General features: G+C 61.1%; 25 protein-coding genes. 13 read left to right on the top strand and 12 right to left on the bottom strand.

Annotation, left to right across the window (positions count from 1 at the left end):
• Position 1 precedes the first annotated feature (1 nt).
• Positions 2-847: a tyrosinase family protein gene (locus CAF76_RS21460; protein ID WP_085648328.1), complete on the top strand. Its 846-nt coding sequence runs from the start codon at positions 2-4 to the stop codon at positions 845-847.
• A 12-nt stretch (positions 848-859) separates the two neighbouring features.
• Here CAF76_RS21460 and bkdR read toward each other — a convergent pair whose 3' ends face one another.
• Positions 860-1,348, bottom strand: a complete 489-nt coding sequence (gene bkdR, locus CAF76_RS21455) for a Bkd operon transcriptional regulator BkdR (protein WP_007915088.1) — start codon at positions 1,346-1,348, stop codon at positions 860-862.
• Positions 1,349-1,533: 185 nt separating this feature from the next.
• Between bkdR and CAF76_RS21450 the strand changes: the two genes are divergently transcribed.
• The 5 genes from CAF76_RS21450 (at position 1,534) to CAF76_RS21430 (ending at position 7,664) form a co-directional block, all read left to right on the top strand.
• Positions 1,534-2,769, top strand: a complete 1,236-nt coding sequence (locus tag CAF76_RS21450; protein ID WP_007965287.1) for a 3-methyl-2-oxobutanoate dehydrogenase (2-methylpropanoyl-transferring) subunit alpha — start codon at positions 1,534-1,536, stop codon at positions 2,767-2,769.
• 1 nt (position 2,770) lies between these two features.
• Positions 2,771-3,829: an alpha-ketoacid dehydrogenase subunit beta gene (locus CAF76_RS21445; protein ID WP_003224000.1), complete on the top strand. Its 1,059-nt coding sequence runs from the start codon at positions 2,771-2,773 to the stop codon at positions 3,827-3,829.
• A complete protein-coding gene (locus CAF76_RS21440) occupies positions 3,830-5,101 on the top strand; it encodes a dihydrolipoamide acetyltransferase family protein (RefSeq protein ID WP_085648327.1) in 1,272 nt (423 codons plus the stop codon).
• 4 nt (positions 5,102-5,105) lie between these two features.
• Positions 5,106-6,479, top strand: coding sequence for a dihydrolipoyl dehydrogenase (gene lpdA / locus CAF76_RS21435; RefSeq protein ID WP_085648326.1), 1,374 nt, complete (start codon positions 5,106-5,108; stop codon positions 6,477-6,479).
• 165 nt (positions 6,480-6,644) lie between these two features.
• A complete protein-coding gene (locus CAF76_RS21430; RefSeq protein ID WP_064597568.1) occupies positions 6,645-7,664 on the top strand; it encodes a branched-chain amino acid aminotransferase in 1,020 nt (339 codons plus the stop codon).
• 52 nt (positions 7,665-7,716) lie between these two features.
• Here the strand turns inward: CAF76_RS21430 and CAF76_RS21425 are convergent, their stop codons facing one another.
• Positions 7,717-8,556: a TIGR03915 family putative DNA repair protein gene (locus CAF76_RS21425; protein WP_085648325.1), complete on the bottom strand. Its 840-nt coding sequence runs from the start codon at positions 8,554-8,556 to the stop codon at positions 7,717-7,719.
• A complete protein-coding gene (locus CAF76_RS21420; RefSeq protein WP_085648324.1) occupies positions 8,553-9,773 on the bottom strand; it encodes a putative DNA modification/repair radical SAM protein in 1,221 nt (406 codons plus the stop codon). Before CAF76_RS21420 ends, CAF76_RS21425 begins: the two co-directional genes overlap by 4 nt.
• Before the next feature lie 262 nt (positions 9,774-10,035).
• On the opposite strand from CAF76_RS21420, the gene CAF76_RS21415 reads away from it, so the two are divergent.
• The gene (locus tag CAF76_RS21415; protein WP_085648323.1) at positions 10,036-10,779 is read left to right on the top strand and encodes an SDR family NAD(P)-dependent oxidoreductase; all 744 of its coding nucleotides are present in this window, start codon (positions 10,036-10,038) and stop codon (positions 10,777-10,779) included.
• On the opposite strand, the gene CAF76_RS21410 is transcribed toward CAF76_RS21415, so the two are convergent.
• Positions 10,776-11,537, bottom strand: coding sequence for a helix-turn-helix transcriptional regulator (locus CAF76_RS21410; protein ID WP_085648322.1), 762 nt, complete (start codon positions 11,535-11,537; stop codon positions 10,776-10,778). The two genes, CAF76_RS21415 and CAF76_RS21410, sit on opposite strands and share 4 nt — an antisense overlap.
• Before the next feature lie 79 nt (positions 11,538-11,616).
• Here CAF76_RS21410 and CAF76_RS21405 point away from each other — a divergent pair, with 79 nt between their 5' ends.
• Positions 11,617-12,717 (top strand): cytochrome P450, encoded by a 1,101-nt coding sequence (locus CAF76_RS21405; RefSeq protein WP_085648321.1) that lies wholly within the window; start codon positions 11,617-11,619, stop codon positions 12,715-12,717.
• A gap of 19 nt (positions 12,718-12,736) precedes the next feature.
• Here CAF76_RS21405 and CAF76_RS21400 read toward each other — a convergent pair whose 3' ends face one another.
• Complete coding sequence (locus tag CAF76_RS21400) at positions 12,737-13,060, bottom strand: helix-turn-helix domain-containing protein (RefSeq protein ID WP_143491837.1); 324 nt, start codon at positions 13,058-13,060, stop codon at positions 12,737-12,739.
• 502 nt (positions 13,061-13,562) lie between these two features.
• Between CAF76_RS21400 and CAF76_RS21395 the strand changes: the two genes are divergently transcribed.
• The gene (locus CAF76_RS21395) at positions 13,563-13,934 is read left to right on the top strand and encodes a DUF6124 family protein (RefSeq protein ID WP_039767261.1); all 372 of its coding nucleotides are present in this window, start codon (positions 13,563-13,565) and stop codon (positions 13,932-13,934) included.
• Positions 13,935-13,943: 9 nt separating this feature from the next.
• A complete protein-coding gene (locus tag CAF76_RS21390; RefSeq protein WP_064597585.1) occupies positions 13,944-14,225 on the top strand; it encodes a hypothetical protein in 282 nt (93 codons plus the stop codon).
• An 85-nt stretch (positions 14,226-14,310) separates the two neighbouring features.
• Here the strand turns inward: CAF76_RS21390 and CAF76_RS21385 are convergent, their stop codons facing one another.
• From CAF76_RS21385 to CAF76_RS21375, 3 genes are all read right to left on the bottom strand, one after another.
• The gene (locus CAF76_RS21385) at positions 14,311-14,649 is read right to left on the bottom strand and encodes an FKBP-type peptidyl-prolyl cis-trans isomerase (protein WP_007952931.1); all 339 of its coding nucleotides are present in this window, start codon (positions 14,647-14,649) and stop codon (positions 14,311-14,313) included.
• A 154-nt stretch (positions 14,650-14,803) separates the two neighbouring features.
• A complete protein-coding gene (locus tag CAF76_RS21380; protein ID WP_085648320.1) occupies positions 14,804-15,268 on the bottom strand; it encodes a hypothetical protein in 465 nt (154 codons plus the stop codon).
• 100 nt (positions 15,269-15,368) lie between these two features.
• Complete coding sequence (locus tag CAF76_RS21375; RefSeq protein ID WP_064597595.1) at positions 15,369-15,677, bottom strand: RcnB family protein; 309 nt, start codon at positions 15,675-15,677, stop codon at positions 15,369-15,371.
• Between the two features lie 282 nt (positions 15,678-15,959).
• On the opposite strand from CAF76_RS21375, the gene CAF76_RS21370 reads away from it, so the two are divergent.
• Together CAF76_RS21370 and CAF76_RS21365 are read left to right on the top strand one after the other, a co-directional pair.
• Positions 15,960-17,252, top strand: coding sequence for an MFS transporter (locus CAF76_RS21370; RefSeq protein ID WP_064597597.1), 1,293 nt, complete (start codon positions 15,960-15,962; stop codon positions 17,250-17,252).
• Between the two features lie 10 nt (positions 17,253-17,262).
• On the top strand, positions 17,263-18,033 hold the full coding sequence (locus CAF76_RS21365; protein WP_085648319.1) for a substrate-binding domain-containing protein: 771 nt from the start codon (positions 17,263-17,265) through the stop codon (positions 18,031-18,033).
• On the opposite strand, the gene CAF76_RS21360 is transcribed toward CAF76_RS21365, so the two are convergent.
• Positions 18,023-18,937, bottom strand: a complete 915-nt coding sequence (locus CAF76_RS21360; RefSeq protein WP_007952946.1) for a LysR family transcriptional regulator — start codon at positions 18,935-18,937, stop codon at positions 18,023-18,025. The two genes, CAF76_RS21365 and CAF76_RS21360, sit on opposite strands and share 11 nt — an antisense overlap.
• Positions 18,938-19,244: 307 nt before the next feature.
• On the opposite strand from CAF76_RS21360, the gene CAF76_RS21355 reads away from it, so the two are divergent.
• Entirely contained in the window at positions 19,245-21,053 is a 1,809-nt protein-coding gene (locus tag CAF76_RS21355) for a monovalent cation:proton antiporter-2 (CPA2) family protein (protein ID WP_085648318.1), read from the top strand.
• Between the two features lie 111 nt (positions 21,054-21,164).
• On the opposite strand, the gene hcnC is transcribed toward CAF76_RS21355, so the two are convergent.
• From hcnC to hcnA, 3 genes are read right to left on the bottom strand one after another with little or no spacing between them, the layout of a single operon-like run.
• The gene (gene hcnC, locus CAF76_RS21350) at positions 21,165-22,424 is read right to left on the bottom strand and encodes a cyanide-forming glycine dehydrogenase subunit HcnC (RefSeq protein WP_085648317.1); all 1,260 of its coding nucleotides are present in this window, start codon (positions 22,422-22,424) and stop codon (positions 21,165-21,167) included.
• Positions 22,417-23,826 carry a cyanide-forming glycine dehydrogenase subunit HcnB gene (gene hcnB / locus CAF76_RS21345; RefSeq protein ID WP_085648316.1) on the bottom strand — a complete coding sequence of 470 codons (1,410 nt, stop codon included), beginning with the start codon at positions 23,824-23,826 and terminating at the stop codon, positions 22,417-22,419. The genes hcnC and hcnB overlap by 8 nt, the downstream gene beginning before the upstream one ends.
• Positions 23,823-24,137, bottom strand: a complete 315-nt coding sequence (gene hcnA / locus CAF76_RS21340; RefSeq protein WP_039767680.1) for a cyanide-forming glycine dehydrogenase subunit HcnA — start codon at positions 24,135-24,137, stop codon at positions 23,823-23,825. Before hcnA ends, hcnB begins: the two co-directional genes overlap by 4 nt.
• Between the last annotated feature and the right edge of the window lie 167 nt (positions 24,138-24,304).

The raw sequence follows: 24,304 nt of genomic DNA, 5'->3' as shown, positions 1-24,304 counted from the left end.
TATGGATATTCGCCGCAACCACCGGGATCTGTCCCGAGAGGAAAAGGCCGCCTTCATCAACGCGGTCCTGAGGCTGAAAAACAACGTGAACAGCGTACTGCGTCCCGGCCAGCAAAGCCGTTACGACGATTTTGTACAGATCCACAAGAATTCAATGGGACGAGGTAATCCTCTTGTTCCCAATCCGCATCGCAGCCCCCTGTTCTATCCGTGGCACCGTGTGCTGATCCGCCAGTTCGAGTTGGCGCTGCAGGCCGCGGCTGATGACCCTCGCATCACCCTGCCCTACTGGAACTGGCAACTCGGCGGCGCCGACAATCCGTTCACTTCGGACTTCATGGGCGGCAACGGTGACACTACCCAAAACATGCTGGTAACAACCGGGCCCTTTTCCAGTACACAGTCGTCATTCATTGTCTCCGTATGGGACGAGGGGTTCGGTAACGCCGGGGTGCGCCGCAATCTCGGCGCTGCGGGTGCCTTGCCGTCACCAGAAACCGTCATTTCGGCGCTGAACAGAACGTCGTACTGGATGGAGCCGGGCGGTTGGGAAAACGTCTCCGAGCGCGAACTGCACAATCAGGTACATGCCTGGATCGGGGGCAACATGATGGAAGCATCGTCCCCCAACGACCCGATATTCTTCCTGCATCATTGCTATCTGGATCTGCTCTGGGAGCGGTGGAAGAAGCTGCATCCGAACGTCCCCTCCTTCACGCAGGACGACCTGAATCACTCGACACTGGTCTTTCACCCGGAAAACGAACCCGCTCCCTGGCCTCAGAGCTTTACCGTTCAGCAGACACTTGTTACCGAAGACCTGGAATATCGCTATGAATACCTGTGAACTGCATCGCGCTCAGTTACCCAGCGTCAAGCCATTCGCCGGCAACGGCAACGCCGTCTTGTAGCGCACCTGCTTGAGCGCAAAACTTGACCGGATGTTGGCCACGCCCGGCACCTTGGTCAGAAAGTCCATCATGAAGCGTTCGAGCGACTGGATGGTCGGCACCAGCACCCGGATCAGATAGTCCGGGTCGCCGGCCATCAGGTAGCACTCCATGACCTCAGGGCGATCGGAAATCGCCTCTTCAAAATGCTGCAGCGCTTCCTCTACCTGTTTCTCGAGACTGACGTGGATGAACACGTTGACGTGCAGCCCCAGCAGGTCGGCATCCAGCAGGGTCACCTGCTCGCGGATCAGCCCCAGCTCTTCCATTGCCTTGACCCGGTTGAAGCACGGCGTCGGCGACAGATTGACCGAACGGGCCAGGTCGGCGTTGGTGATACGCGCGTTCTCCTGAAGGCTGTTGAGTATGCCGATATCGGTACGGTCCAGTTTGCGCATGAGACAAAACCACCTGTTTTTTATGTTTATGCAGAATTTCTATCTGCAAATGATCTTCAGCGCAACGAAACAGAGAGAAATATTCTTCTTGCCCGGGCCTATGATTGTTGTAGGACAAGATTTCTTTTATCGAAGAATGACTGCCAGCTCACTACAAGAAATTCACAAGATCGAGCGTAGAAGCCATGACCCAAGCGTATGAACCGCTGCGTCTGCACGTCCCTGAACCCTCGGGCCGCCCAGGCTGCAAAACCGATTTCTCCTACCTGCATCTGACCGATGCCGGCACGGTGCGCAAACCTTCCATCGACGTTGAACCGGCCGACACCGCCGACCTGGCCCGTGGCCTGATCCGCGTGCTCGACGACCAGGGCAACGCCCTCGGCCCATGGGCTGAAAACGTGCCGGTCGAGATCCTGCGCAAAGGCATGCGTGCCATGCTCAAGACCCGGATCTACGACAACCGCATGGTGGTCGCCCAGCGTCAGAAAAAAATGTCGTTCTACATGCAGAGCCTCGGCGAAGAAGCCATCGGCAGCGCCCAGGCCCTGGCCTTGAACATCGACGACATGTGCTTCCCGACCTACCGCCAGCAAAGCATTCTGATGGCCCGCGACGTACCGCTGGTCGACCTGATCTGCCAACTGCTGTCCAACGAGCGCGATCCGCTCAAGGGCCGTCAGTTGCCGATCATGTACTCGGTCAAGGATGCGGGTTTCTTCACCATTTCCGGCAACCTCGCCACCCAATTCATTCAGGGCGTGGGCTGGGGCATGGCCTCGGCGATCAAGGGCGACACCAAAATCGCCTCGGCCTGGATCGGTGACGGCGCCACCGCCGAATCGGACTTCCACACCGCCCTCACCTTCGCTCACGTCTATCGGGCGCCAGTGATCCTCAACGTGGTCAACAACCAGTGGGCGATCTCGACCTTCCAGGCCATCGCCGGTGGTGAAGCCACCACCTTCGCCGGACGCGGCGTCGGTTGCGGCATCGCTTCGCTGCGGGTTGACGGCAACGACTTCTACGCGGTCTACGCCGCCTCCGCCTGGGCTGCCGAACGCGCGCGCCGCGGCCTCGGCCCGACCATGATCGAATGGGTCACCTACCGCGCCGGCCCGCACTCGACCTCCGACGATCCATCCAAATACCGTCCTGCCGACGACTGGAGCCACTTCCCGCTGGGCGACCCGATTGCCCGCCTGAAACAGCACCTGATCAAGGTCGGCCACTGGTCGGAAGAGGAGCACGCCGCCGTCAGCGCCGAGCTCGAAGCCGAAGTGATTGCCGCACAGAAACAGGCCGAACAGTACGGCACCCTCGCCGGCGGCCAGATTCCAAGCGCCGCGACCATGTTCGAAGACGTCTACAAAGAGATGCCGGAGCACTTGAAGCGCCAGCGTCAGCAGTTGGGGATCTGACATGAACGATCACAACAACAATATTCAGTTGGAAACCGCCATGACCACGACCACCATGACCATGATCCAGGCCCTGCGCTCGGCCATGGATGTGATGCTTGAGCGTGACGACAACGTGGTGGTGTTCGGCCAGGACGTCGGTTACTTCGGCGGCGTGTTCCGTTGCACCGAAGGCTTGCAGACCAAGTACGGCACCTCGCGGGTGTTCGATGCGCCGATCTCCGAAAGCGGTATCGTCGGCGTCGCGGTGGGCATGGGCGCTTATGGCTTGCGTCCGGTGGCCGAGATCCAGTTCGCCGACTACGTGTACCCGGCGTCCGACCAGATCATTTCCGAAGCCGCCCGCTTGCGTTATCGCTCGGCCGGCGAGTTCACCGCCCCGATGACCCTGCGCATGCCGTGCGGCGGCGGCATCTACGGCGGCCAGACCCACAGCCAGAGCATCGAGGCGATGTTCACTCAGGTCTGCGGCCTGCGCACTGTCATGCCGTCCAACCCGTATGACGCCAAAGGCCTGCTGATCGCCTCCATCGAAAACGATGACCCGGTGATCTTCCTCGAGCCGAAACGCCTGTACAACGGCCCGTTCGATGGCCATCACGACCGCCCGGTAACCCCGTGGTCGAAACACCCGCAAGCCCAGGTGCCAGATGGTTACTACACCGTGCCATTGGACGTTGCCGCCATCACTCGTCCGGGCAAGGACGTGACCGTGCTGACCTACGGCACCACCGTGTACGTGTCGCAAGTCGCCGCCGAAGAATCCGGCGTGGACGCCGAAGTCATCGACCTGCGCAGCCTGTGGCCGCTGGATCTGGAAACCATCGTCAAATCCGTTAAGAAGACCGGCCGTTGCGTCGTGGTTCACGAAGCCACCCGCACCTGCGGTTTCGGCGCCGAACTGGTGTCGCTGGTGCAAGAGCATTGCTTCCACCACCTGGAGGCGCCGATCGAACGCGTCACCGGTTGGGACACCCCCTACCCGCACGCGCAGGAGTGGGCGTATTTCCCTGGGCCGTCCCGAGTGGGCGCGGCGCTGAAACGGGTCATGGAGGTCTGAATGGGCACGCACGTTATCAAGATGCCGGACATCGGCGAAGGCATCGCAGAAGTAGAACTGTCACAGTGGCACGTGAAGGTTGGCGATCTGGTCGTTGAGGATCAGGTGCTGGCGGATGTGATGACCGACAAGGCGATGGTCGACATTCCGTCGCCGGTCCACGGCAAGGTGATTGCGCTGGGTGGTCAGCCGGGTGAAGTGATGGCGGTCGGCAGTATCCTGATCAGCATCGAGGTTGAAGGTGCTGGCAATCTGAAGGAGTCGGACAAACCGGCGCCTGTTGCGGCGAAAGAAACACCTGTCGCACCTAAAGTTGAAGCTGTCGTTGAAAGCAAACCCGCCGCGCCGCGTACGGCTCCGGTTTGCCAAGGCCCGATGGTCGCTCGCGAAGCCGATGAACGCCCGCTGGCCTCGCCGGCCGTGCGCAAACACGCGCTGGATCTGGGCATTCAATTGCGTCTGGTGCGCGGCTCCGGCCCGGCAGGTCGCATATTGCACGAAGACCTCGACGCCTATCTGGCGCAAGGTCAGTCGAACGCTTCGGCGCCGGTCGCCGCCGCGTACGCCCAACGTAACGACGAAGAACAGATTCAAGTGATCGGCATGCGCCGCAAGATTGCCCAGCGCATGCAGGACGCGACTCAGCGCGCTGCGCACTTCAGTTATGTCGAGGAAATCGACGTCACCGCAATTGAAGAACTGCGTGCCCACCTGAACGAAAAACACGGTGCCAGTCGTGGCAAGCTGACCTTGCTGCCGTTTCTGGTGCGTGCACTGGTCGTCGCACTGCGCGACTTCCCGCAGATGAACGCCCGTTACGACGACGAAGCCCAGGTCATCACCCGCCTCGGCGCGGTGCATGTCGGCGTCGCCACCCAAAGCGATGTCGGCCTGATGGTGCCGGTGGTGCGTCACGCCGAAGCGCGCAGCCTGTGGGACAGCGCGGCGGAAATCTCCCGCCTCGCCACCGCTGCGCGCAATGGCAAGGCCAGCCGCGATGAACTGTCCGGCTCGACCATCACCCTGACCAGCCTCGGCGCCCTTGGCGGCATCGTCAGCACCCCGGTGCTGAACCTGCCTGAAGTCGCGATCGTCGGCGTCAACAAAATCGTCGAACGCCCAATGGTCGTCAAAGGCCAGGTGGTGATCCGCAAGATGATGAACCTCTCCAGCTCCTTCGATCACCGCGTGGTCGACGGCATGGACGCGGCGCTCTTCATCCAGGCCATTCGTGGTCTGCTCGAACAACCCGCGACCCTGTTTGTGGAGTGACGCAATGCAAACTCTGAACACCACGCTGCTGATCATCGGCGGTGGCCCCGGCGGTTACGTGACGGCCATTCGCGCCGGGCAACTGGGCATTTCGACCATTCTGGTCGAGGGCGAATCGCTGGGCGGCACCTGCCTGAACATCGGCTGCATTCCGTCGAAAGCGCTGATCCATGTGGCCGAGCAGTTTCACCAGACGCAACATCACAATCAGCATTCGGCACTGGGCATTAGCGTTTCGGCGCCGACCCTCGACATCACCAAGAGCGTCGAGTGGAAGGACGGCATCGTCGATCGCCTGACCACCGGCGTCGCCGCGTTGCTGAAGAAGCACAAGGTTCAGGTCATCAATGGCTGGGCCAAGGTCATCGACGGCAAGACCGTGGAAGTCGGCGATACCCGCATCCAGTGCGAGCATCTGGTGCTGGCCACCGGCTCGAAAAGCGTCAACCTGCCGATCCTGCCGATTGGCGAGCCGATCATTTCGTCGACCGAAGCGTTGGCACCGAAGTCGGTTCCGAAACGCTTGATCGTGGTCGGCGGTGGTTACATCGGTCTGGAGCTGGGCATTGCCTATCGCAAGCTCGGCGCCGAGGTCAGTGTGGTAGAGGCGCAGGATCGCATTCTGCCGGCCTACGATGCCGAACTGACACAACCGGTGCACGACGCGCTGAAGCAACTGGGCGTGAAGTTGTACCTGAAACACAGCGTACTGGGCTTCGACGGTACGTTGCAGGTGCGCGATCCGAACGGCGACACCCTGAACCTTGAAACCGATCAGGTGCTGGTGGCTGTCGGTCGCAAACCCAATACTCAGGGCTGGAACCTTGAAGCGCTGAACCTGGACATGAACGGCTCGGCGATCAAGATCGACAGCCGCTGCCAGACCAGCATGCGCAACGTCTACGCCATCGGCGACCTGAGCGGCGAGCCGATGCTGGCCCACCGCGCCATGGCCCAAGGCGAGATGGTTGCCGAGCTGATCAGCGGCAAGACCCGCGAATTCAACCCGACCGCCATTGCAGCCGTGTGCTTTACCGACCCGGAACTGGTGGTGGTCGGCAAGACCCCAGACGAAGTCAAAGCGGCAGGACTGGACTGCATCGTGTCGAACTTCCCGTTCGCGGCCAATGGCCGGGCGATGACCCTGGAATCGAAAACCGGCTTCGTGCGGGTGGTCGCTCGTCGGGACAACCATGTGATTGTCGGTTGGCAGGCGGTGGGTGTCGGGGTCTCCGAACTGTCGACTGCGTTCGCGCAAAGCCTGGAAATGGGTGCGCGACTGGAAGACATCGGTGGCACCATCCATGCGCACCCGACCCTGGGTGAAGCGGTGCAGGAAGCGGCGTTGCGTGCGCTTGGGCACGCGCTGCACCTGTAAAAACCCGACACGGGGGAGTTTTTTCATAAGCAGGCTAATAAATCTGCTGCTCCCCCCATCGCCCGGGCTGCGAAACCGCTCAAGAATGAAGTATTGTTGTGCCCATCCAAAAAAACGTCAGAAGCCTTGAACCGCTTCGGCGGTTGTTCAGTGATAGAGGGTGTCATGGGTAACGAAAGCATCAACTGGGACAAGCTGGGTTTTGACTACATCAAGACCGACAAACGCTATCTGTCGTACTTTCGCAACGGCGAGTGGGACAAAGGCACCCTGACCGAAGACAACGTGCTGCACATCAGCGAAGGCTCCACTGCCCTTCACTATGGCCAGCAATGCTTCGAAGGCCTGAAGGCCTATCGTTGCAAGGACGGCTCGATCAACCTGTTCCGTCCGGACCAGAACGCCGCGCGCATGCAACGCAGCTGCGCCCGCCTGCTGATGCCACATGTCTCCACCGAGCAGTTCATCGAAGCATGCAAGCAAGTGGTTCGCGCCAACGAGCGCTTCATCCCGCCTTACGGCACCGGCGGCGCGCTGTACCTGCGTCCGTTCGTGATCGGCGTGGGTGACAACATCGGCGTGCGTACCGCACCTGAGTTCATCTTCTCGGTGTTCGCGATCCCGGTCGGCGCCTACTTCAAGGGCGGCCTGACCCCGCACAACTTCCAGATCTCCACCTTCGACCGCGCCGCGCCACAAGGCACCGGTGCCGCCAAGGTCGGTGGCAACTACGCTGCCAGCCTGATGCCGGGCTCCCAGGCCAAGAAAGCGCACTTCGCTGACGCCATCTACCTGGATCCGCTGACCCACAAAAAGATCGAGGAAGTCGGTTCGGCCAACTTCTTCGGGATCACTCACGACAACAAATTCGTGACCCCGAACTCGCCGTCAGTACTGCCGGGTATCACCCGTCTGTCGCTGATCGAACTGGCCAAGTCCCGCCTGGGCCTGGAAGTGGTCGAAGGTGATGTGTTCATCGACAAGCTGTCGGACTTCAAAGAGGCCGGTGCTTGCGGTACTGCTGCGGTGATCACCCCGATCGGCGGCATCAGCTACAACGACCACCTGCACGTGTTCCACAGCGAAACCGAAGTCGGCCCGGTCACCCAGAAGCTCTACAAAGAGCTGACCGGCGTACAGACTGGCGACGTCGAAGCGCCAGCAGGCTGGATCGTCAAGGTTTGATCTGACGGCCAGATGCACAAAAGCCCCCATCGAGTGATCGATGGGGGCTTTTTTATTCGTTTGGCTCGGTGGCCTTCATGGCAATCCGCTTGCCCGCGCGACCGGCAATCCCGCTCGCCTGTCCGTTCTGCTGCTTGCCCATGCGCGCCTGGGTAATCAATCCGGGAATCAGCTCTCCTTCCGGCAGGTTCTTCCAGAACCGCGTCGGCAAATGCCCCTGCATGACTTTCTCGTTCAAACGCGCCGGGTTGAAGATGTGGCTGTAGTACGTCAGCCACAAGTCACCGTGGGGATCGTCGACGTTCTGCGCCAGTTGCTGCCACTCCAGCGGACACTGACGTTCATGGATCAGTTGTTCACCATCGTAATAAACCCCGTCGCGGGGCGTGGCGATCAGCCAGCGATGCCGGCCCATGCGCCCGATGAAGTGTTCGCTGGCGCTGTGCAGAATGTCATGGGCCGGTTCGTGCCATGCGACGTATTTCGGGCCCGGCAATTCTGGCGGGCGCTCGATGAAACGCACGAACGCATGCAGATGATGGGCTTCGCGCTGCACCTGCTTGATCCGCCGCTGTAACTCGCTGCCCAATTTGTCGCCGGCCATCATTGCCGTGCGATCACCATGGCTGACCCGCCACAGCACTTCATACAACAGACTCCAGCGCTGATCGCCACGGTAGCGTGACGCTTGCTCCAGGGTGTCGAGCAACGCACGGGGAATCCGTGCCTGAAACGGGCCCTGCCCTTCCGGCACCGACACGTCACTGGCGAACAGATCGCTCACGCCTTCCGACACCCAGCTCACCAGACTCGGGTCGACTTCATGGCTGAGCAACCAGCGCGCCTGCTGGCGCCAGGTGTCGAACAGGTCGTCGCAATCGAGGTTGATCATCCCCATAGCCCCATCTGCTGCGGCATCGGTCGGTCGCGCAACTGCTGATAAAGCATCTGGCTAGTGACCTCCGCCTGCTGCGGGTGGTAATCACTGGTAATGATGAACGGTTTGGCTTTGGCCAGCACACAGCGCATGCGCGCCACGTCTTCGTAGCGAATGCGCCGCTGCCGGCGCAGCTCCACCAGACGTTCGGTGGTGCGCAGGCCGATGCCGGGAATGCGCGAGATCAGCGCCGGTTCAGCGCGATTGAGGTCCAGCGGAAACACCTCACGATTCTGCAGCGCCCAGGCCAGTTTCGGGTCGATGTCCAACGCCAGATTACCCGGCCCCTGAAGCAACTCACCAGCGCTGTAGCCATAACTGCGCAACAGGAAATCCGCCTGATACAAGCGGTGCTCGCGCATCAGCGGCGGTGCGGCCAACGGCACGCTTTTCGGGCTGTCGGGAATCGGGCTGAAGGCCGAGTAATAGACCCGGCGCAGATGGAAGTTGCCGTAGAGCGCCTGCGCGCTGTGCAGGATGGTGCTGTCGTCGGTGTCATCGGCACCTACGATCATCTGCGTGCTCTGCCCGGCCGGGGCGAACTTCGGAGCGCGGGGTTCGTTAAGCACCGTCTGCACGCCGGTGTAGATGGTATTCATCGCCTGCTTGATCGAACCGATGTGCTTCTCCGGCGCCAGGGTTTGCAGGCTGGCATCGGTGGGCAATTCGATGTTGACGCTCAAGCGGTCGGCATAACGCCCGGCCTCTTCGATCAACGCGGGATCCGCATCAGGGATGGTCTTGAGATGAATATAGCCACGGAATTCATGCTCTTCGCGCAGCAGCTTCGCGACACGCACCAGTTGCTCCATGGTGTAGTCCGCCGAGCGAATGATCCCCGAGCTGAGGAACAACCCGCTGACGCAGTTGCGCCGGTAGAAATCCAGGGTCAACGTCACCACTTCCTCGGGCGTGAAACGCGCACGCGGTACGTCGCTGGAGCGGCGATTGACGCAGTATTGGCAGTCGTAAAGGCAGAAGTTGGTCAGCAGAATCTTGAGCAGAGACACGCAACGCCCGTCCGGCGTGTAGCTGTGGCAGATGCCCATACCATCGGTCGAGCCCAGCCCGCTCTTGCCCTCGGAACTGCGCTTCGGCGCGCCACTGCTGGCGCAGGAGGCGTCGTACTTGGCGGCGTCGGCGAGGATGCTGAGCTTGTCGATGATTTGCATGGCACGGACTCGATACTGTTCGCATATACAGTATAGACAGCGATTGGCTCATACAAGGTGCAATGCAGCTCTTCGTCGGAATGTCGCACCGCAGGAGTCAGGTCAATTTGACTCAGCAGCAGTCAGATTGACTCGACTCCACAAGCGTCATTATGACTATCAACCCTGCGCAGCCCTTGATATTAAAGGCTGTCCAGCATGGCCCGAAAATTGACTGGCTCCCGGTAGCCATTTGGCTGAAGACCAAAAACGGGAGTCGAACATGGATCATGTTTTTCAGGGCAAGCTTGCCGTCATCACCGGTGCCAGTTCAGGCATAGGCCTGGCCGCTACCGAGCGTCTGCTGGATCAGGGCGCGCGCGTATTGGCCATGTCGCGAAAACTCGGCCCACTGGCCGAACTGCTTGAGCGGTATCCGCAGCAACTGGTCTGGCATCCCGGCGATGTCACTCAAGCCTCTGACCTTGCCGCCCTGGCCAACCAGGCTGCACGCCTCGGCCCGGTGAGTTTCGTGTTGCCCAATGCCGGTATCGCAGAACTCGCCGACGGGCTCGACAGCTCGGCGTTCGATCGCCAATGGGCAGTGAACGGCGCCGGCGCCCTGAACACCTTGGCCGCCCTGCGCCCGCACCTTGCAGACAAGGCGTCAGTGGTGTTCATCGGTACGTTTCTGGCCGGCATCAGCTTCGCCGGACTGTCCGCCTATATCGCGTCAAAAGCAGCATTGATCGCCCACGCCCGAACCCTCGCGGTCGAGCTGGCACCCCACGGCGTGCGCATCAATTGCGTCTCCCCCGGCCCGACCGCGACGCCGATCTGGTCAACGCTGGGCCTGAGTGACGAAGCGCTCGGCGACGTGGCCCAAGACGTCAACAAACGGCTATTGGGCGGACAATTCCTCGAACCTGCGGCAGTGGCCGACGTCATTCTTTTTCAGTTGGGCAATGGCGCACGCGGCGTCATCGGTCAGGACTGGGTGGTCGATAGTGGATACACCCTGAGCTAACGCACATGCACCGATCCGGGCGTGGATTCCGTCAACTGGCGACCTGACGAATCCCGCCCGGACTCGAGCAAAACCAGACCCCAGCGCGATAACAATTCTCGGCGCCCCTGCACCGTCAACGTCAGTGCGCGACTGTCCAGATCCTGCGTCACCCATCTACGCTTCAACGCCGTCTGCAATAACGCGGCCCCGAGCGAGCCGCCCAGATGTGGCCGACGCATGCTCCAGTCCAGACACGGGCAGGCGAACCGTCGGCGCAGCGTCGACAGATCCTTGACCTCAATGCCCAAGCCTTCAAACATCGCCTCGCCGCTTTCACTGAGGCGATAAACCTGCTCATCGGTTTCCACCAGCCATCCCGCCTCGAGCAAGCGGTCATGCAGCAACACCGCCAGCGTGCCGGCCATGTGGTCGTAGCAGGTGCGGGCAAATTGCAGGCGATCCGGCGTGTGCGGTTTGAAGGTCGGCGCGGGGTTTTGGCCGATCACCATCAGCGCTTCCAGCGCCTGGGCCACGCGCTTGTCGGCGAGGCTGTAATAACGGTGGCGGCCCTGCACATGCAGGCGCACCAAGGCCAGATCCTTGAGCTTGGCCAGGTGCGCACTGGCGGTCGAGGCGCTGACGTCGGCGAGGGTCGCCAGCTCCGTGGCGGTGCGGGCGTGGCCGTCCATCAGCGAACACAGCATTTTGGTCCGCGCCGGTTCCGCGATGGCGGCGGCCACTTGCGAGACGCCGATGTCTTGATGTTCTGCGTGCATATTTCGCTCCCGGACGAATCATCGCCCTCAAGGACTGGAGATAGTAGCAACACTTTCCCCACCGACAAGGATGCGATCCATGGACCCGATCTTCGCTGCAACTCACGCCGATCCCTATCCCTATTACGCCGAACTGCGCACGACGGGCGGGCTGACTTTTCATCACGGACTGAAACTGTGGGTGGCCAGCAGCGCCCGGGCGGCGTGCGCGGTGCTGGCGCATCCGGATTGCCGGGTGCGTCCGGTGCAGGAGCCGGTGCCCAAAGCCATCGCCGATGGCATGGCGGGCAAGGTGTTCGGCCAGTTGATGCGCATGAATGACGGAGAAGCTCAGCGCTGCCCGCGCTCAGCCATCGAGCCGCCGTTGGGGTTGATTGATCGGGAAGAAGTCAGCGCGCTGGTGTCCGCGCGGCTGATCACAAACGATGCCGACGGCCTATATAAAGCCATGTTTCGCGGCCCGGTGTGCGTGGTTGCATCGCTGCTCGGATTCACCCCGGCGCAGGCACGCGTAATCAGTGAACTGACGGCGGATTTCGCGGCGTGTCTGTCGCCGTTGAGCAATGACCTGCAACTGGCGGCAGCCCATCGGGCGGCGGAACAATTGCGCGGGTACTTCATTGAATTGCTGGCGGATCCGAACCCGTTTCTCGCCGACATCCAACAGCGTTTTGTCGGCGAGGAGGATGTGCTGCTCGCCAACCTGATCGGCCTCTGTTCGCAGACGTTCGAGGCCACTGCCGGGTTGATTGGCAACGCGCTGGTGGCGTTGCAGCGGCAGCCTGAATTACACAATGCGTCCTTAGATTCGCTGCTCGCCGAAGTCCAGCGTTTCGATCCCTCGGTACAGAACACTCGCCGTTTTGTGGCGAACAGCTGCGAAATCGACGGCGTGCGGCTGGAAGCCGGCGACGTGATTCTGGTGCTGCTGGCCTCGGCCAATCGCGATCCGGCACTCAATGAAAACCCGGATCGTTTTATGCCGGATCGCCCGAATCGCCGCAGCTTCACGTTTGGCAGCGGTCGGCATCAATGTCCCGGACAAATGCTGGCGATGACGATCGCCCGCGCCACGCTCACTGAAATCCTCGCCCGCGACATCGATCCGGGGCGACTCGCGTGGCACTACCAGCCTTCGTTGAATGGGAGAGTTCCGATGTTCAGCGAGGTGCATGTTTAAGTACCGCAGCAATCAATCATCAGGTGGCCCATTCCAGGGATGCAGGCAACTGGAAACAGAGGTCTACTTCCAGTTTTGCGGCCGCCGACAGGTTGACCAGCGCATCCAGCGAGAACTTGTCGATTTTGCCGTTGAGTACGTCGTTGAGACGCGGCTGAGTGATGCCAAGACGCTTGGCCGCCTCCTTTTGGGGAAGCTCCCACGCACGAATCGTTTCGCAAAGCGTGCGCATCAGTTTGGCCCGCAGACGCATGTTGGCCGCTTCCTGCGGCGTGTCTTCCAGTGCGTCCCAGATGCTTGAGAAACGCTGGGGGGATTTTGATGATCCTTCATGGATTAACATGTTCCTGGCATTTGAATGTGCCACGCAGGCTATATCGAAACCGATATAAATCAAGCTCGAAGTGGCTTATTAAATATTCGGTATCACAAAGAGGATGTTTACAAGCAAGCACGCTTCACAGGCCGGCGGCGACCTCTTATGTGAGCCATAAAGCCTGACAAATGAAGCATCATTTTGCCCTCATCCGCGAGGCTACATCGCCTTGCGCCTTTGCCTACAACTACGCCAGAATCCGCCGGCTTGTGCGGTTTTGAGGGCGTCGGTAACTTGGTCCGCGTCACTGAATGGTCAGTGATCGGGTTTAGTCGCTCGATGATTTCTCAAAACTTTACATGTGCTCCAGACAGTCAGGTGACCTTCATCTGCACTCTATGGCGGCTGTGTGCAGGGCACCCTCGGGTGCGCCGGTTTTGGGAAGTCGCCGGTCGACTAACCTGCGTACAGCTGCCACCTTTTCGTTTAGTCGCGAGGTGGTGTCGGCATCACTTTGAGGCTTTCCCGAATGTTCAAATACGTCCCCGATCCACCCGAAACAGACAAACCCAGCGAATCCGATCCGGCCTCGCCCTACGCCTCCGCCGATTCCAGAAAACTCCACGAAGCCGCCGAGCGCGCCCTCGACCATTACCTGAAACCCACCGCCCCGAAACAACACTGCCCCGGCCGCATGTTCCTCGTCGCCCCCGACCTGGATCAGCATGCCCTGCTGGCCCACGCCTGCGAATCGATGACTTCGGCCAGCGTGATGCTCAGCGACTTCGCCGCGCTGCTGGACCCGCCCTACCGCAGCACCGTGCTGGGCATCGCCCAAGTGGTGATGTGTGGCGAACTCGCGGTGAACCGGGCGCTGGACACTCTCGATGCCACGACCTGAGGAACACCCATGGAAAGCAAATCCGATGCACACATCGTCGCCGCCCTGATCTCCATCGGCCTCAACGAGAAAGACAGCCAATGGGCCCAGAAAGCCTGTCTGCTATTGCTCGAGAGCGAACGAAAATCCATCGTCAGCGCCGCCCTCACCGCCCTCGTCCAGATTGCCCGCGACCATGGCGAACTGGACCGCAACCGCCTGCTGCCGGCACTCGCCAGCGTAAAACGCAGATTCCCAAGCCTGACCGGCACGGTTGCCGCGACGCTGGATGAGATGGCAATGGCTGCGTAATAACCTGCGCACAAGGCAAGAAAAACCCGCTGTCTCCGTGAAGGGAGGCAGCGGGTTTTTAAGACTTCAGCGATGAAACGGGCAATCAATCCTCCCGCGTCAAAACCTCAAGCAACTCAATCTCAAACACCAGATTCGAATTCGGCGGAATCTTGCCCATCGTCCGTTCGCCGTAACCCAGATGCGCCGGCACCAGCAGCTTGCGCTTGCCGCCCACCTGCATCCCCATAATCCCCTGATCCCAACCCTTGATCACACGGCCCGTACCGATCACACACTGAAACGGCTTGCCCCGGCTCCAGGACGAATCGAATTCGGTGCCGTCTTCCAGCCAACCGGTGTATTGGGTGGTGATCAACGCGCCTTTGACGGCGGCTTTTCCGTCACCGGGCTGAAGATCGATTATCTGCAGTTCATCATTCATAACATTCGCTCTATTGTTCCGCTGGCCGCCGTTTTCCCAGAAATGCCGGCCATTGGCAACCGTTTGACCCAAGGTTGCCGCTGTTTCCGGTGTTGACCGCGAATGAGGATTGTGTGGCGGACAGGCGCTGAGTCATGACCACGCTGACTGAGTTTCAGCGCTCGGGCGTACCGAATACAACGCCATTAAAGGTATGCGTGCAGCACTGGCACGTAGGCGTCATGTCTTCGGCTTTCAGGGCTGGATTGACGATTTGCAGGCGCTTGTTCTCATCGACGTATAACCCACTGTAGATGCTGGACTCACCCACCCCCACCACATCCCTTCGCTCGTGTTCATGCAGAGCGACCATCCAGAACACCGGTTCCTGCCGATCCAGCCGCGACACGGCTTCACTGAAAATCTCGTCCCAATCACCGCCGACACGCGACAACAGAAAGCGAAACAACGGCGTGTAATCGTAGCCATGGTGCTTGATGCCATGCATCGAACCGCGTGTAGCCTCGCTGTGGATTTCAGACTTGGTGTTTCGTTGATGCCGGTAATGCCCGCCCGGGTTGTTGCGCCAAACGTTGTGGGCGGTGGTGTTTTCTTTGCGATAAAGGGGTTTCTTGTCCAACGATTTGCTCCTGACATCCAGTCACTCGAAACGCCCCTCGCGTTTTACCGGAACGGCGCTCGAATGCAATCAACCGTCCATGGCCAATTGTTGCTTGAGGTCAGCGCTCCACCGGCTGAATCGCCACAATCGTCCCGTTGGTAATCATCACCATCACGTACTTGTCATTGATCTGCACCCACTGCGCCTGTGGCTCTGGTTGTTTGAGGCCTTTCTGTTTCCAGTTTTTGATGGCTTTTTCGCTGCGCTGGTAGATATCCGGGGCGCGGTCGTTGACGTTCAGTTCGCGGTTTCCGGTCGGTGATTGCTCAACAGTGTCGTTCGAGGTTTGCGCCGCTTGAACGAGGGGGCTGATCCCGGCGATGCCGGCGACGAGTGCCAGGCTGGCGATTAGGGTCTTGTTGTTCATCGGTGAACCTCCTGAGATTTGTGATACCTGAACTCCGACTGCGGGGTTCTGGAATCATTCCTTGTTTTTTGATGGCGCTGAGCCGGAGATTGTAGTCGCCAGTCATGACGCTATCGCTGGCAAGCCAGCTCCCACAACGATCTCGATTGATCTGCATAGCACATCAATCCATGCCAACAATGCAATTAACAAATCGATCCCTGCGCGCCACTATCCGCCCCAATAAGAACCGTGCGCCGCCTCCCCGTCGCGCACGTCATAAAAGCGGTGGAGTACTTTTCTATGACAGCCTCAATCCCACACGGCGGCTCGCGGGCCGGCGCCATTTTCCGGGTGACCTCGGGTAACTTCCTCGAACAGTTCGACTTCTTTCTGTTCGGCTTCTACGCCACGCAGATCGCGGCGGTGTTCTTTCCGGCGAGCAGTGAGTTCGCGTCCCTGATGATGACTTTCGCAGTGTTCGGCGCAGGCTTTTTGATGCGTCCGCTGGGGGCTATCGTGCTCGGCGCGTACATCGATGACGTCGGTCGTCGCAAAGGTTTGATCGTCACCCTGTCGATCATGGCCAGCGGCACGATACTGATTGTGCTGGTGCCCGGATATGAAACCATCGGCCTGTTTGCCCCGGCGCTGGTGTTGATCGGACGGCTGCTGCAGGGCTTCTCCGCCGGTGCCGAACTGGGCGGGGTTTCGGTGTATCTCTCGGAGATCGCCACACCCGGTCGCAAAGGCTTTTTCACGGCCTGGCAGTCGGCCAGTCAGCAGGTGGCCATCGTCGTCGCCGCAGCGCTGGGTTATGGCTTGAACCAGTGGATGGCGCCGCAAGCCGTCGCCGATTGGGGCTGGCGGATTCCGTTTTTCGTCGGCTGCATGATCGTGCCGTTCATCTTCTTTCTGCGGCGCAATCTCGCGGAAACCGAAGAGTTCGCCGCTCGCAAACATCGCCCGAGCATGAAGGAAGTGTTCCGCACCCTCGGTCAGAACTGGGGCGTGGTACTGGGCGGGATGCTGATGGTCGCCCTGACCACCACCGCGTTTTACTTGATTACCGTGTACGCACCGACCTTCGGCAAAACCGTGCTGCACCTGAGCACTTCCGATGCGTTGCTGGTGACGCTGCTGGTGGGTGTTTCCAACTTCTTCTGGCTGCCGATTGGCGGTGCATTGTCCGATCGCGTCGGCCGCCGTCCGGTGCTGATCGCCATGGCGCTGCTGGCTCTGGCTACCACGTATCCGGCGCTGTCGTATCTGGTGCAGGCGCCTAGCTTCAGCCACATGCTGCTGTCGCTGTTGTGGCTGTCGTTTATCTACGGCCTGTACAACGGCGCAATGATTCCGGCCCTGACCGAGATCATGCCGGTGGAAGTGCGGGTGGCCGGTTTCTCCCTGGCCTATAGCCTCGCCACTGCCGTGTTCGGCGGGTTCACCCCGGCAATGTCGACCTTCCTGATTGAGTACACCGGCGACAAAGCCGCACCGGGTTACTGGATGAGCATCGGCGCACTGTGTGCATTGTGCGCCACGCTTTATCTGTATCGCCGGGCCGGCGGTCGTCTGCAACCTGTTACTGCCTGAGAACATCACCATGAAAAAACTGTTTACCGTTTCAGCCCTGCTCGCCGGTCTTGCGTTCAACGTTGCGGCCCAGGCCGAAGAACTGCGGGTCATGACCTCCGGCGGTTTCACCGCCGCCTACAAGATCCTCGGGCCGAAATTCGCCGCCGCCACCGGCAACACGCTGGACACCCAACTCGGTCCGTCAATGGGCAAGGCCCCCGAAGCGATCCCCAACCGCCTCGCCCGTGGTGAAAAGGCCGACGTGGTGATCATGGTCGGTTACGCCCTCGACGATTTGATCAAGCAAGGCAAGGTCGACCCGGCTTCGCGTGTGGAACTGGCGGATTCGCGAATCGGCCTGGTGGTGCGCGAAGGCGCGCCGAAGCCGGACATCAGCAACGTCGATGCCCTGAAGAAAACCCTGCTGGATGCAAAATCGGTGGCCTACTCCGACAGCGCCAGCGGCGTGTACATCGAGCAGCAGTTGTTCAAGAAACTCGGCATCGAAGATCAGCTGAAACCCAAGGCGAAGATGATCCCGAAAATCCCGGTGGGCTCGGTGGTCGCCACTGGCGACTATCAACTGGGCTTCCAGCAGGTCAGCGAATTGCTGCCGGTGCCGGGAGTGAGTTTTGTGGCAAAGATTCCTGAATCGGTGCAGTCGGTAACCCGATTTGCAGCGGGGATTCCGGTGGGTGCGCAGCATCCACAGGAAGCCAAGGCGTTGCTCGCTTATCTGGCCGCACCTGCCGCCCAGGCCGACGTGCAGGCCACCGGGCTCGACTCGGTCAAGCGCTGACGGTCGGCGGCTGGACTTTCATCTCCACCACCAGCCGCTCCAACTCCAATGCCGCCGGGGTCAGCGTACGACCCCGGCGTTTGATGATGCCGACGCTGCGCATCACTTGCGGATCGGTCAGCGGTACCCGCGTCAGGATCGGATGATCCGCCGCCGGCATCGCCATCAATGGCACCGCTGCCACACCCAACCCCGCTTCCACCAGACCAATCATGGTTGTCACATGCCGCGTCTCGCAGATGCTCGGGCGCTGCGGCACCACTTTGGCCAGGGCCTGATCCAGCAGAAAACGGTTGCCCGAGGTTTTGTCGAGCGAGATGTAATCCTGCCGGTAGAACTCGTCCCAGGTCACGCTGCTACGCCCGGCCAGCGGATGATCGCGGCGACAGGCAACAACGTAGCTCTCCTGCACCAGCGGTTCGAAATCCACGCCCGCCTCCTGGGTGCCCATGAAACTCAGACCGAAATCCGCCTCGCCGTTGACCACCGCGCTCAGCACGTCGTGGGCGCTGGAATCGAGGACTTTGACTTTGATTCGCGGGAACTGCTGGTGATAGCGCGCGACCACGCTCGGCATGAAGTAATACGCCGCCGACGGCACGCAGGCAACGGTTACGTGGCCCTGCCGATTCGAGGCGACTTCGCTGATGCCCAGCAACGCCACGTCCAGATCGTCGAGCAAACGTTCGACGCTGGGCATGAAACCGCGTCCGGCCTGGGTCAGGCTGACCTTGCGCGTGGTGCGCTCGAACAACTTCACGCCGAGGGCGTCTTCGAGCTTTTCGATGCGCCGGCTCAGTGCCGGTTGCGACAGGCGCACGGTGTCGGCGGCCTTGCGGAAACTGCCCTGCTCGACCACCGCGCGAAAGGCTTGCAGGTCGTTGAGGTCGAAGTTGATGGCCATGGAAGACTCGAAAGGAATTGATTCGCTGAGGCTATAAATGTAACCAATTGATGCAAATTATTACAGAAGCACATCTGCTCAAGCATGTGCTGCCCTGGAGTGTTCACATAGCCTGGGATCATCTCAGTCTCCCTTGTGGGAGTGGGCTTGCTCGCGAAGAAGTCGTGTCAGGCAACTAGTCTGCGGAATGACACACCGCCTTCGCGAGCAAGCCCGCTCCCACATCAGGATCTGCGGTGGATCTTGAATCGTTGCAACCTTTATCCTTGTCGCCCCCCCGCCGTACCGTGTTACTGGAGTTCCGCTCATGCCCCATGAAGGCAATCTGTTACAAGCCGCCGTCGTCTTTCTCTTCGCCGCCGTGCTTACCGTTCCCCTGGCCAAGCGCCTGCAACTGGGCGCGGTGCTCGGTTATCTGTTTGCCGGGGTGATCATCGGCCCGTCGGTGCTGGGCCTGATCGGTAATCCGCAAAGTGTCAGCCACATTTCGGAACTGGGCGTGGTGTTGTTGCTGTTCATCATCGGTCTTGAGCTGTCGCCGCGACGTTTGTGGGTGATGCGCAAATCGGTGTTCGGCGTGGGTCTGGCGCAGGTGCTGCTGACCGGTTCGGTGATCGGGGTGCTGGCGTTGTCGGTGTTCGGCCAGCCGCTGAACAGCGCGATTGTCTTGGGCCTCGGTCTGGCGCTGTCGTCCACCGCGTTCGGCTTGCAAAGCCTCGCCGAGCGAAAGGAACTGACCAGCCCCCACGGTCGTCTGGCGTTTGCGATTCTGCTGTTCCAGGACATCGCCGCGATCCCGCTGATCGCCCTGGTGCCGATGCTCGCGGGGGTCGATCACCACACCAGCACCGCCGACGACGTGCGCCACAGTTTGCAGGTGCTCGGCGGCATCGCGGTGGTGGTGATCGGTGGACGTTACCTGTTGCGGCCAGTGTTCCGCATCGTAGCGAAAACCGGTCTGCCGGAAGTCTCCACCGCCACCGCGTTGCTGGTGGTGATCGGCACGGCGTGGCTGATGGACATGGTCGGTGTGTCAATGGCGTTGGGCGCGTTTCTTGCGGGCCTGCTGCTGGCGGATTCGGAATATCGCCATGAGCTGGAAGCGCAGATCGAGCCGTTCAAGGGCCTGCTGCTGGGGTTGTTTTTCATCAGCGTCGGCATGGGCGCCAACCTCAGTCTGCTGCTCAGCGCGCCGATCGCGGTGCTGGGGCTGACGCTGCTGCTGATCGCCCTGAAGTTGCCGCTGTTGTTTGTGGTCGGGCGTCTGGCCGGCGGGTTGAACAAGGTCAGCGCGATTCGCCTCGGCATCGTGCTGGCGGCGGGCGGTGAATTTGCGTTTGTGGTGTTCAAGATCGGTCGCGATCAGGGGCTGTTCGAACCGCGTCTGTACGATCTGCTGGTGCTGACCATCACCCTGTCGATGGCGGTCACGCCGTTGTTGCTGTTGATTTGCGCACGGCTGGTCAGCCCGAAGGTGCAACCGGTGGAAGTCCCCGAGAAATTCCGCCAGATCGAAACCGAAACCCCACGAGTGGTGATCGCCGGTATGGGCCGGATGGGTCAGATCGTGGCGCGGATTCTGCGGGCGCAGAACATCAAGTTCGTGGCGCTGGATACCTCGGTGGAGACTATCGAACTGTCGCGCAGTTTTGGTGGCGTGCCGGTGTTCTACGGTGACCCGATGCGTCCGGAAATCCTTAGTGCGGCCAAGGCCGGGGAAGCGGAGTATTTCGTGATTGCCACGGACGATCCGGAAACCAACATCAAGACCGCCGAGATCGTGCGCAAGCTCTACCCGCACATGAAGATCATCGCCCGCGCGCGTAACCGGCAGCATGTGCATCGGTTGGTGGATGTGGGGGCCGATCCGATCCGGGAGACCTACTACTCAAGCCTGGAAATGAGCCGTCGCACCCTGGTTGGCCTCGGCTTGACCCAGGCCCAGGCCGATGCGCGGATCAAGCGCTTCAAGCACCATGACGAACAGGTGCTCGAGGCGCAACACGCGGTGTACGACGACGCGGCCAAAGTCCTGCAGACCGCCCAGGAAGCGCGGGCGGAACTGGCCCGGTTGTTCGAGTCGGATCAACTGGAAGAACAATCGGGCCAGTCCTGAAGGTTGCAGAGTTCCAAATGTGGGAGCCAGCCTGCTGGCGATTGCGACAGCTCGGCCACCATCAAGGGTGGCTGAACCGGCCTCATCGCCAGCAGGCTGGCTCCCACAAGTTCAGGCCATCTCCAGCGCCCGCTCTTCCTGCACGGGCGCCACCGCAAACCGATCCGCCAGAAACGGCGTGATGTCCAGCGGCAGCGGTTCATCGTTGACCAGTTTGTCCAGCAACACCCCGGTGATCGCCGACGTCAGCACCCCGGTGCGGAAATGCCCGCAGGCGTTGAGATACCCCTCCACCCCGGCCATCGGCCCGAGAATCGGCAATTCGTCCGGCGAACCCGGCCGCAATCCGGCCCAGGTACGCTTGAGGTTGATGTCCGCCAATTCCGGCAAGCAACGCACGGCGCCCTGTACCAGCCCGGCGATTTCCGGCCAGGTGGTGGTGACGTCGAAGCCCTTGTCCTCGGTGGTGCTGCCGATCAGGATTTCGCCGTTGTCCTTCTGCGCCATGTAGCAATCGCTGGTGGTCAGGCAACCGTTGAGGATTTTCGGCAGGCGCTCGGTCAGCAGGATCTGGCCTTTCACCGGTTTCACCGGAATCCGGATGCCTGTGGCCCACTCGCTCAAGTCCGCTGCCCACGCGCCCGCTGCGTTGATCAGGGTCTTGCAGTGAAACACCCCGGCTTCAGCCGTCTGCACCCCGGTCACCCGCGTGCCGTGATGCAACACGCCAGTGACGTTGGTGTTGACGAACATGTCCACGCCATTCTGCCGGGCGCCTTCGGTGTAGGCGTCGGCCAGGCGGAACGGGCTGACCTGATGGTCGCAGAGAAACTCCAGCGCCCCGCGCGCTTCATGGCTGACGCTCGGCTCGGACTCGCGCAATGCCGCCTGATCCAGCCAGCGCACCTGATCGGCCAGATGCGGAATGCAGCCGACGATATGCTCGGCGTACAACCGGTCTTCATCGTCATAGATCACGAACTTGAGCCCGGTCCTTTCGAACTTGAAATCCATCCCGTGGTTGTCGCGCAGCTCGCGGTGCAACGCCGGGTACAACGCATTGGACTGCAAGGCGAAATCGAAAAATGACGGCGGCAGAATGTGCGGCGTGCTGGCGTCCACCGCCACCGCCGCGCCCTGGGTTTCGCGCTTGCGGTTGGCCGACATCATGCGGAAGAAAATCACCCCGCAGCCCAGCCCCACCGACTCGCCGATGGCCCACAAACCACCGGCCGAAGCGCGGGTCGCGTTGCCGGGGCGCTTAGCGTCGATCAGTGCAACCTTCAGGCCTTTGCGCTTGGACAATTGATAGGCGATGGACGCGCCGATCACACCGCCGCCGGCAATGACCACGTCATAGAACTTACTCATGGGAAACGGCCTCCGTGCCGAGGGACTGGAACGCGGAAAAAGGAATCGGATCGATCGGGAAACGCGGCCGCAGCCAGCCGACATCCTGGCGCCCGGTGGCCTGCCGCAAACGGTCGCTGCAATAGCCGACGCACATCCGCCCCTGGCAGTCGCCCATGCTCACGCGAGTGCGCATTTTCAGGCTGGCGATGTCTTGCACGCCCTGCTCCAGCGCGCGGTCGATGTCGGCGCGGGTCGCGTGTTCGCAACGGCAGATCACCGTGTCGGCCGCCGGCAAGGCGGTCTGCCCGACGCCGCGTTCGGTGTAGCGATCCACCGCTGCGCGGAAACGCACGATGGCTTTGAGTTTGCCCAAGTAGCGATCGCGACGGACGCGCGCCAGCTCTTCTTCCAGCACGCCGCGTTGCAGCAGGATCGAAGTGGCAGCGATCTTGCCGGCGAGCATCGCCGCTTCGCCGCCGCGAATCCCGCCCATGTCACCGGCCAGGTGCACGTGGGGCTCGCTGCTTTGTTGCCAGATGTTGGCATTGGCGCGCAGGTAACCGTCGTCGCTGAAGCCGTGATCCAGGCCCATTTGCTGACTCAGTTGCGTACGCGGAATGAAGCCGTAACCGACCGCCAGCGTCTTCGCTTCGAAGCGCTCAACGCGGCTCATGTCCGGCTCCCACGTCGCCGAATATGGCGCCACGCTGACGCTTTTCAGTTCGCCTTCGCCATGCGCTTTGACCACGCCCCAGCCGTAGTGCATCGGGATGCCGTGCAGTTTCAGATAGGCGAGCATGCTCAAGCCATCGAGGAACAGCTGCGGCTTGTTGAGCAGCGCCAGACTTTCCTTGGCGATCTTGCCGAACGCGCAGGCCTCGTAGACCCCTGCCACACTCACGCCCGACGCGTGCAACTGGGTCGCCACCAACGGCAACAACGGCCCGGTGCCGGCGATCACCACCGGACCCTGCGGTTTGACCACGCCGCTTTTGATCTGCAATTGCAGGCCGCCGAGCATGATTACGCCAGGCAGCGTCCAGCCAGGAAACGGCACGCTGCGCTCGTGGCAACCGGCGGCCAGCAGCAACTGTGGGTAGGCGATTTCGTGCAGACGCTCGTCGCCGTCCAGCACCACCAGCGAGCGCGTGCCTTCGGCGCCGACCACGCGATGGTTGAGGCGCACGTCGATCAGCCCGGACTGCTCCTGGAAATCGCCGTGCAGTTTGCCCAGCGCCTCGGCATAGCGCGGCCCCAGGTAATCCAGCTGCACACCATCACGCAGCGGCCCGCGATAGACCACGCCACCGAGGCGCGAAGCCTCTTCGAGCAAGGTGCAGCGCACCCCGTGCCGGGCCAGTTCGATGGCCGCCGCCATGCCCGCCGGACCACCGCCGACGATTACCGGATTCAGGCTCATACCACCTCCTGCCCGTGAATGCGGTTGACCTGGGTCTCGATCAGCATGCCGTCGCGCACCACAGTCTGGCAGGCGCGGCGCTTGTGCCGACCGTTGATTTTCACCAGGCAGCACTGGCACACGCCCATGCCGCAATAGGCACCGCTGATCTGGTTGTGATCGTTGCGCGCGACCTGGCGCACGCCGAGGGACTGAATGACGCTGAGCACGGTTTCGCCGATAGCGGCGCTGACCGGCTGGCCGTTGATGTGGACAGTCATATCCGCCTGCGTCAAAGGCTGGATATCGAAGGTTCTTTCTAGGCAGTGCATTGCAATGATCATCCGTGAAAAGTTCAGGTGAGGTTGAAACAGCTCCTTGCTGCACTACACCTCGCCGGCTCGTGGGGGTTATCGCTCTCTATCGGGCCGGCAGGCGGGTTTTGCTCGCGCAGCAAAGTGCGCGCAAGCAATGTAGTCGATCCAGCGGCAAGGGCCTG

Source organism: Pseudomonas sp. B40(2017) (assembly GCF_002112855.1).
GTDB lineage: Bacteria > Pseudomonadota > Gammaproteobacteria > Pseudomonadales > Pseudomonadaceae > Aquipseudomonas > Aquipseudomonas pharyngis.
This window is presented reverse-complemented; position numbering and strand designations above follow the sequence as displayed.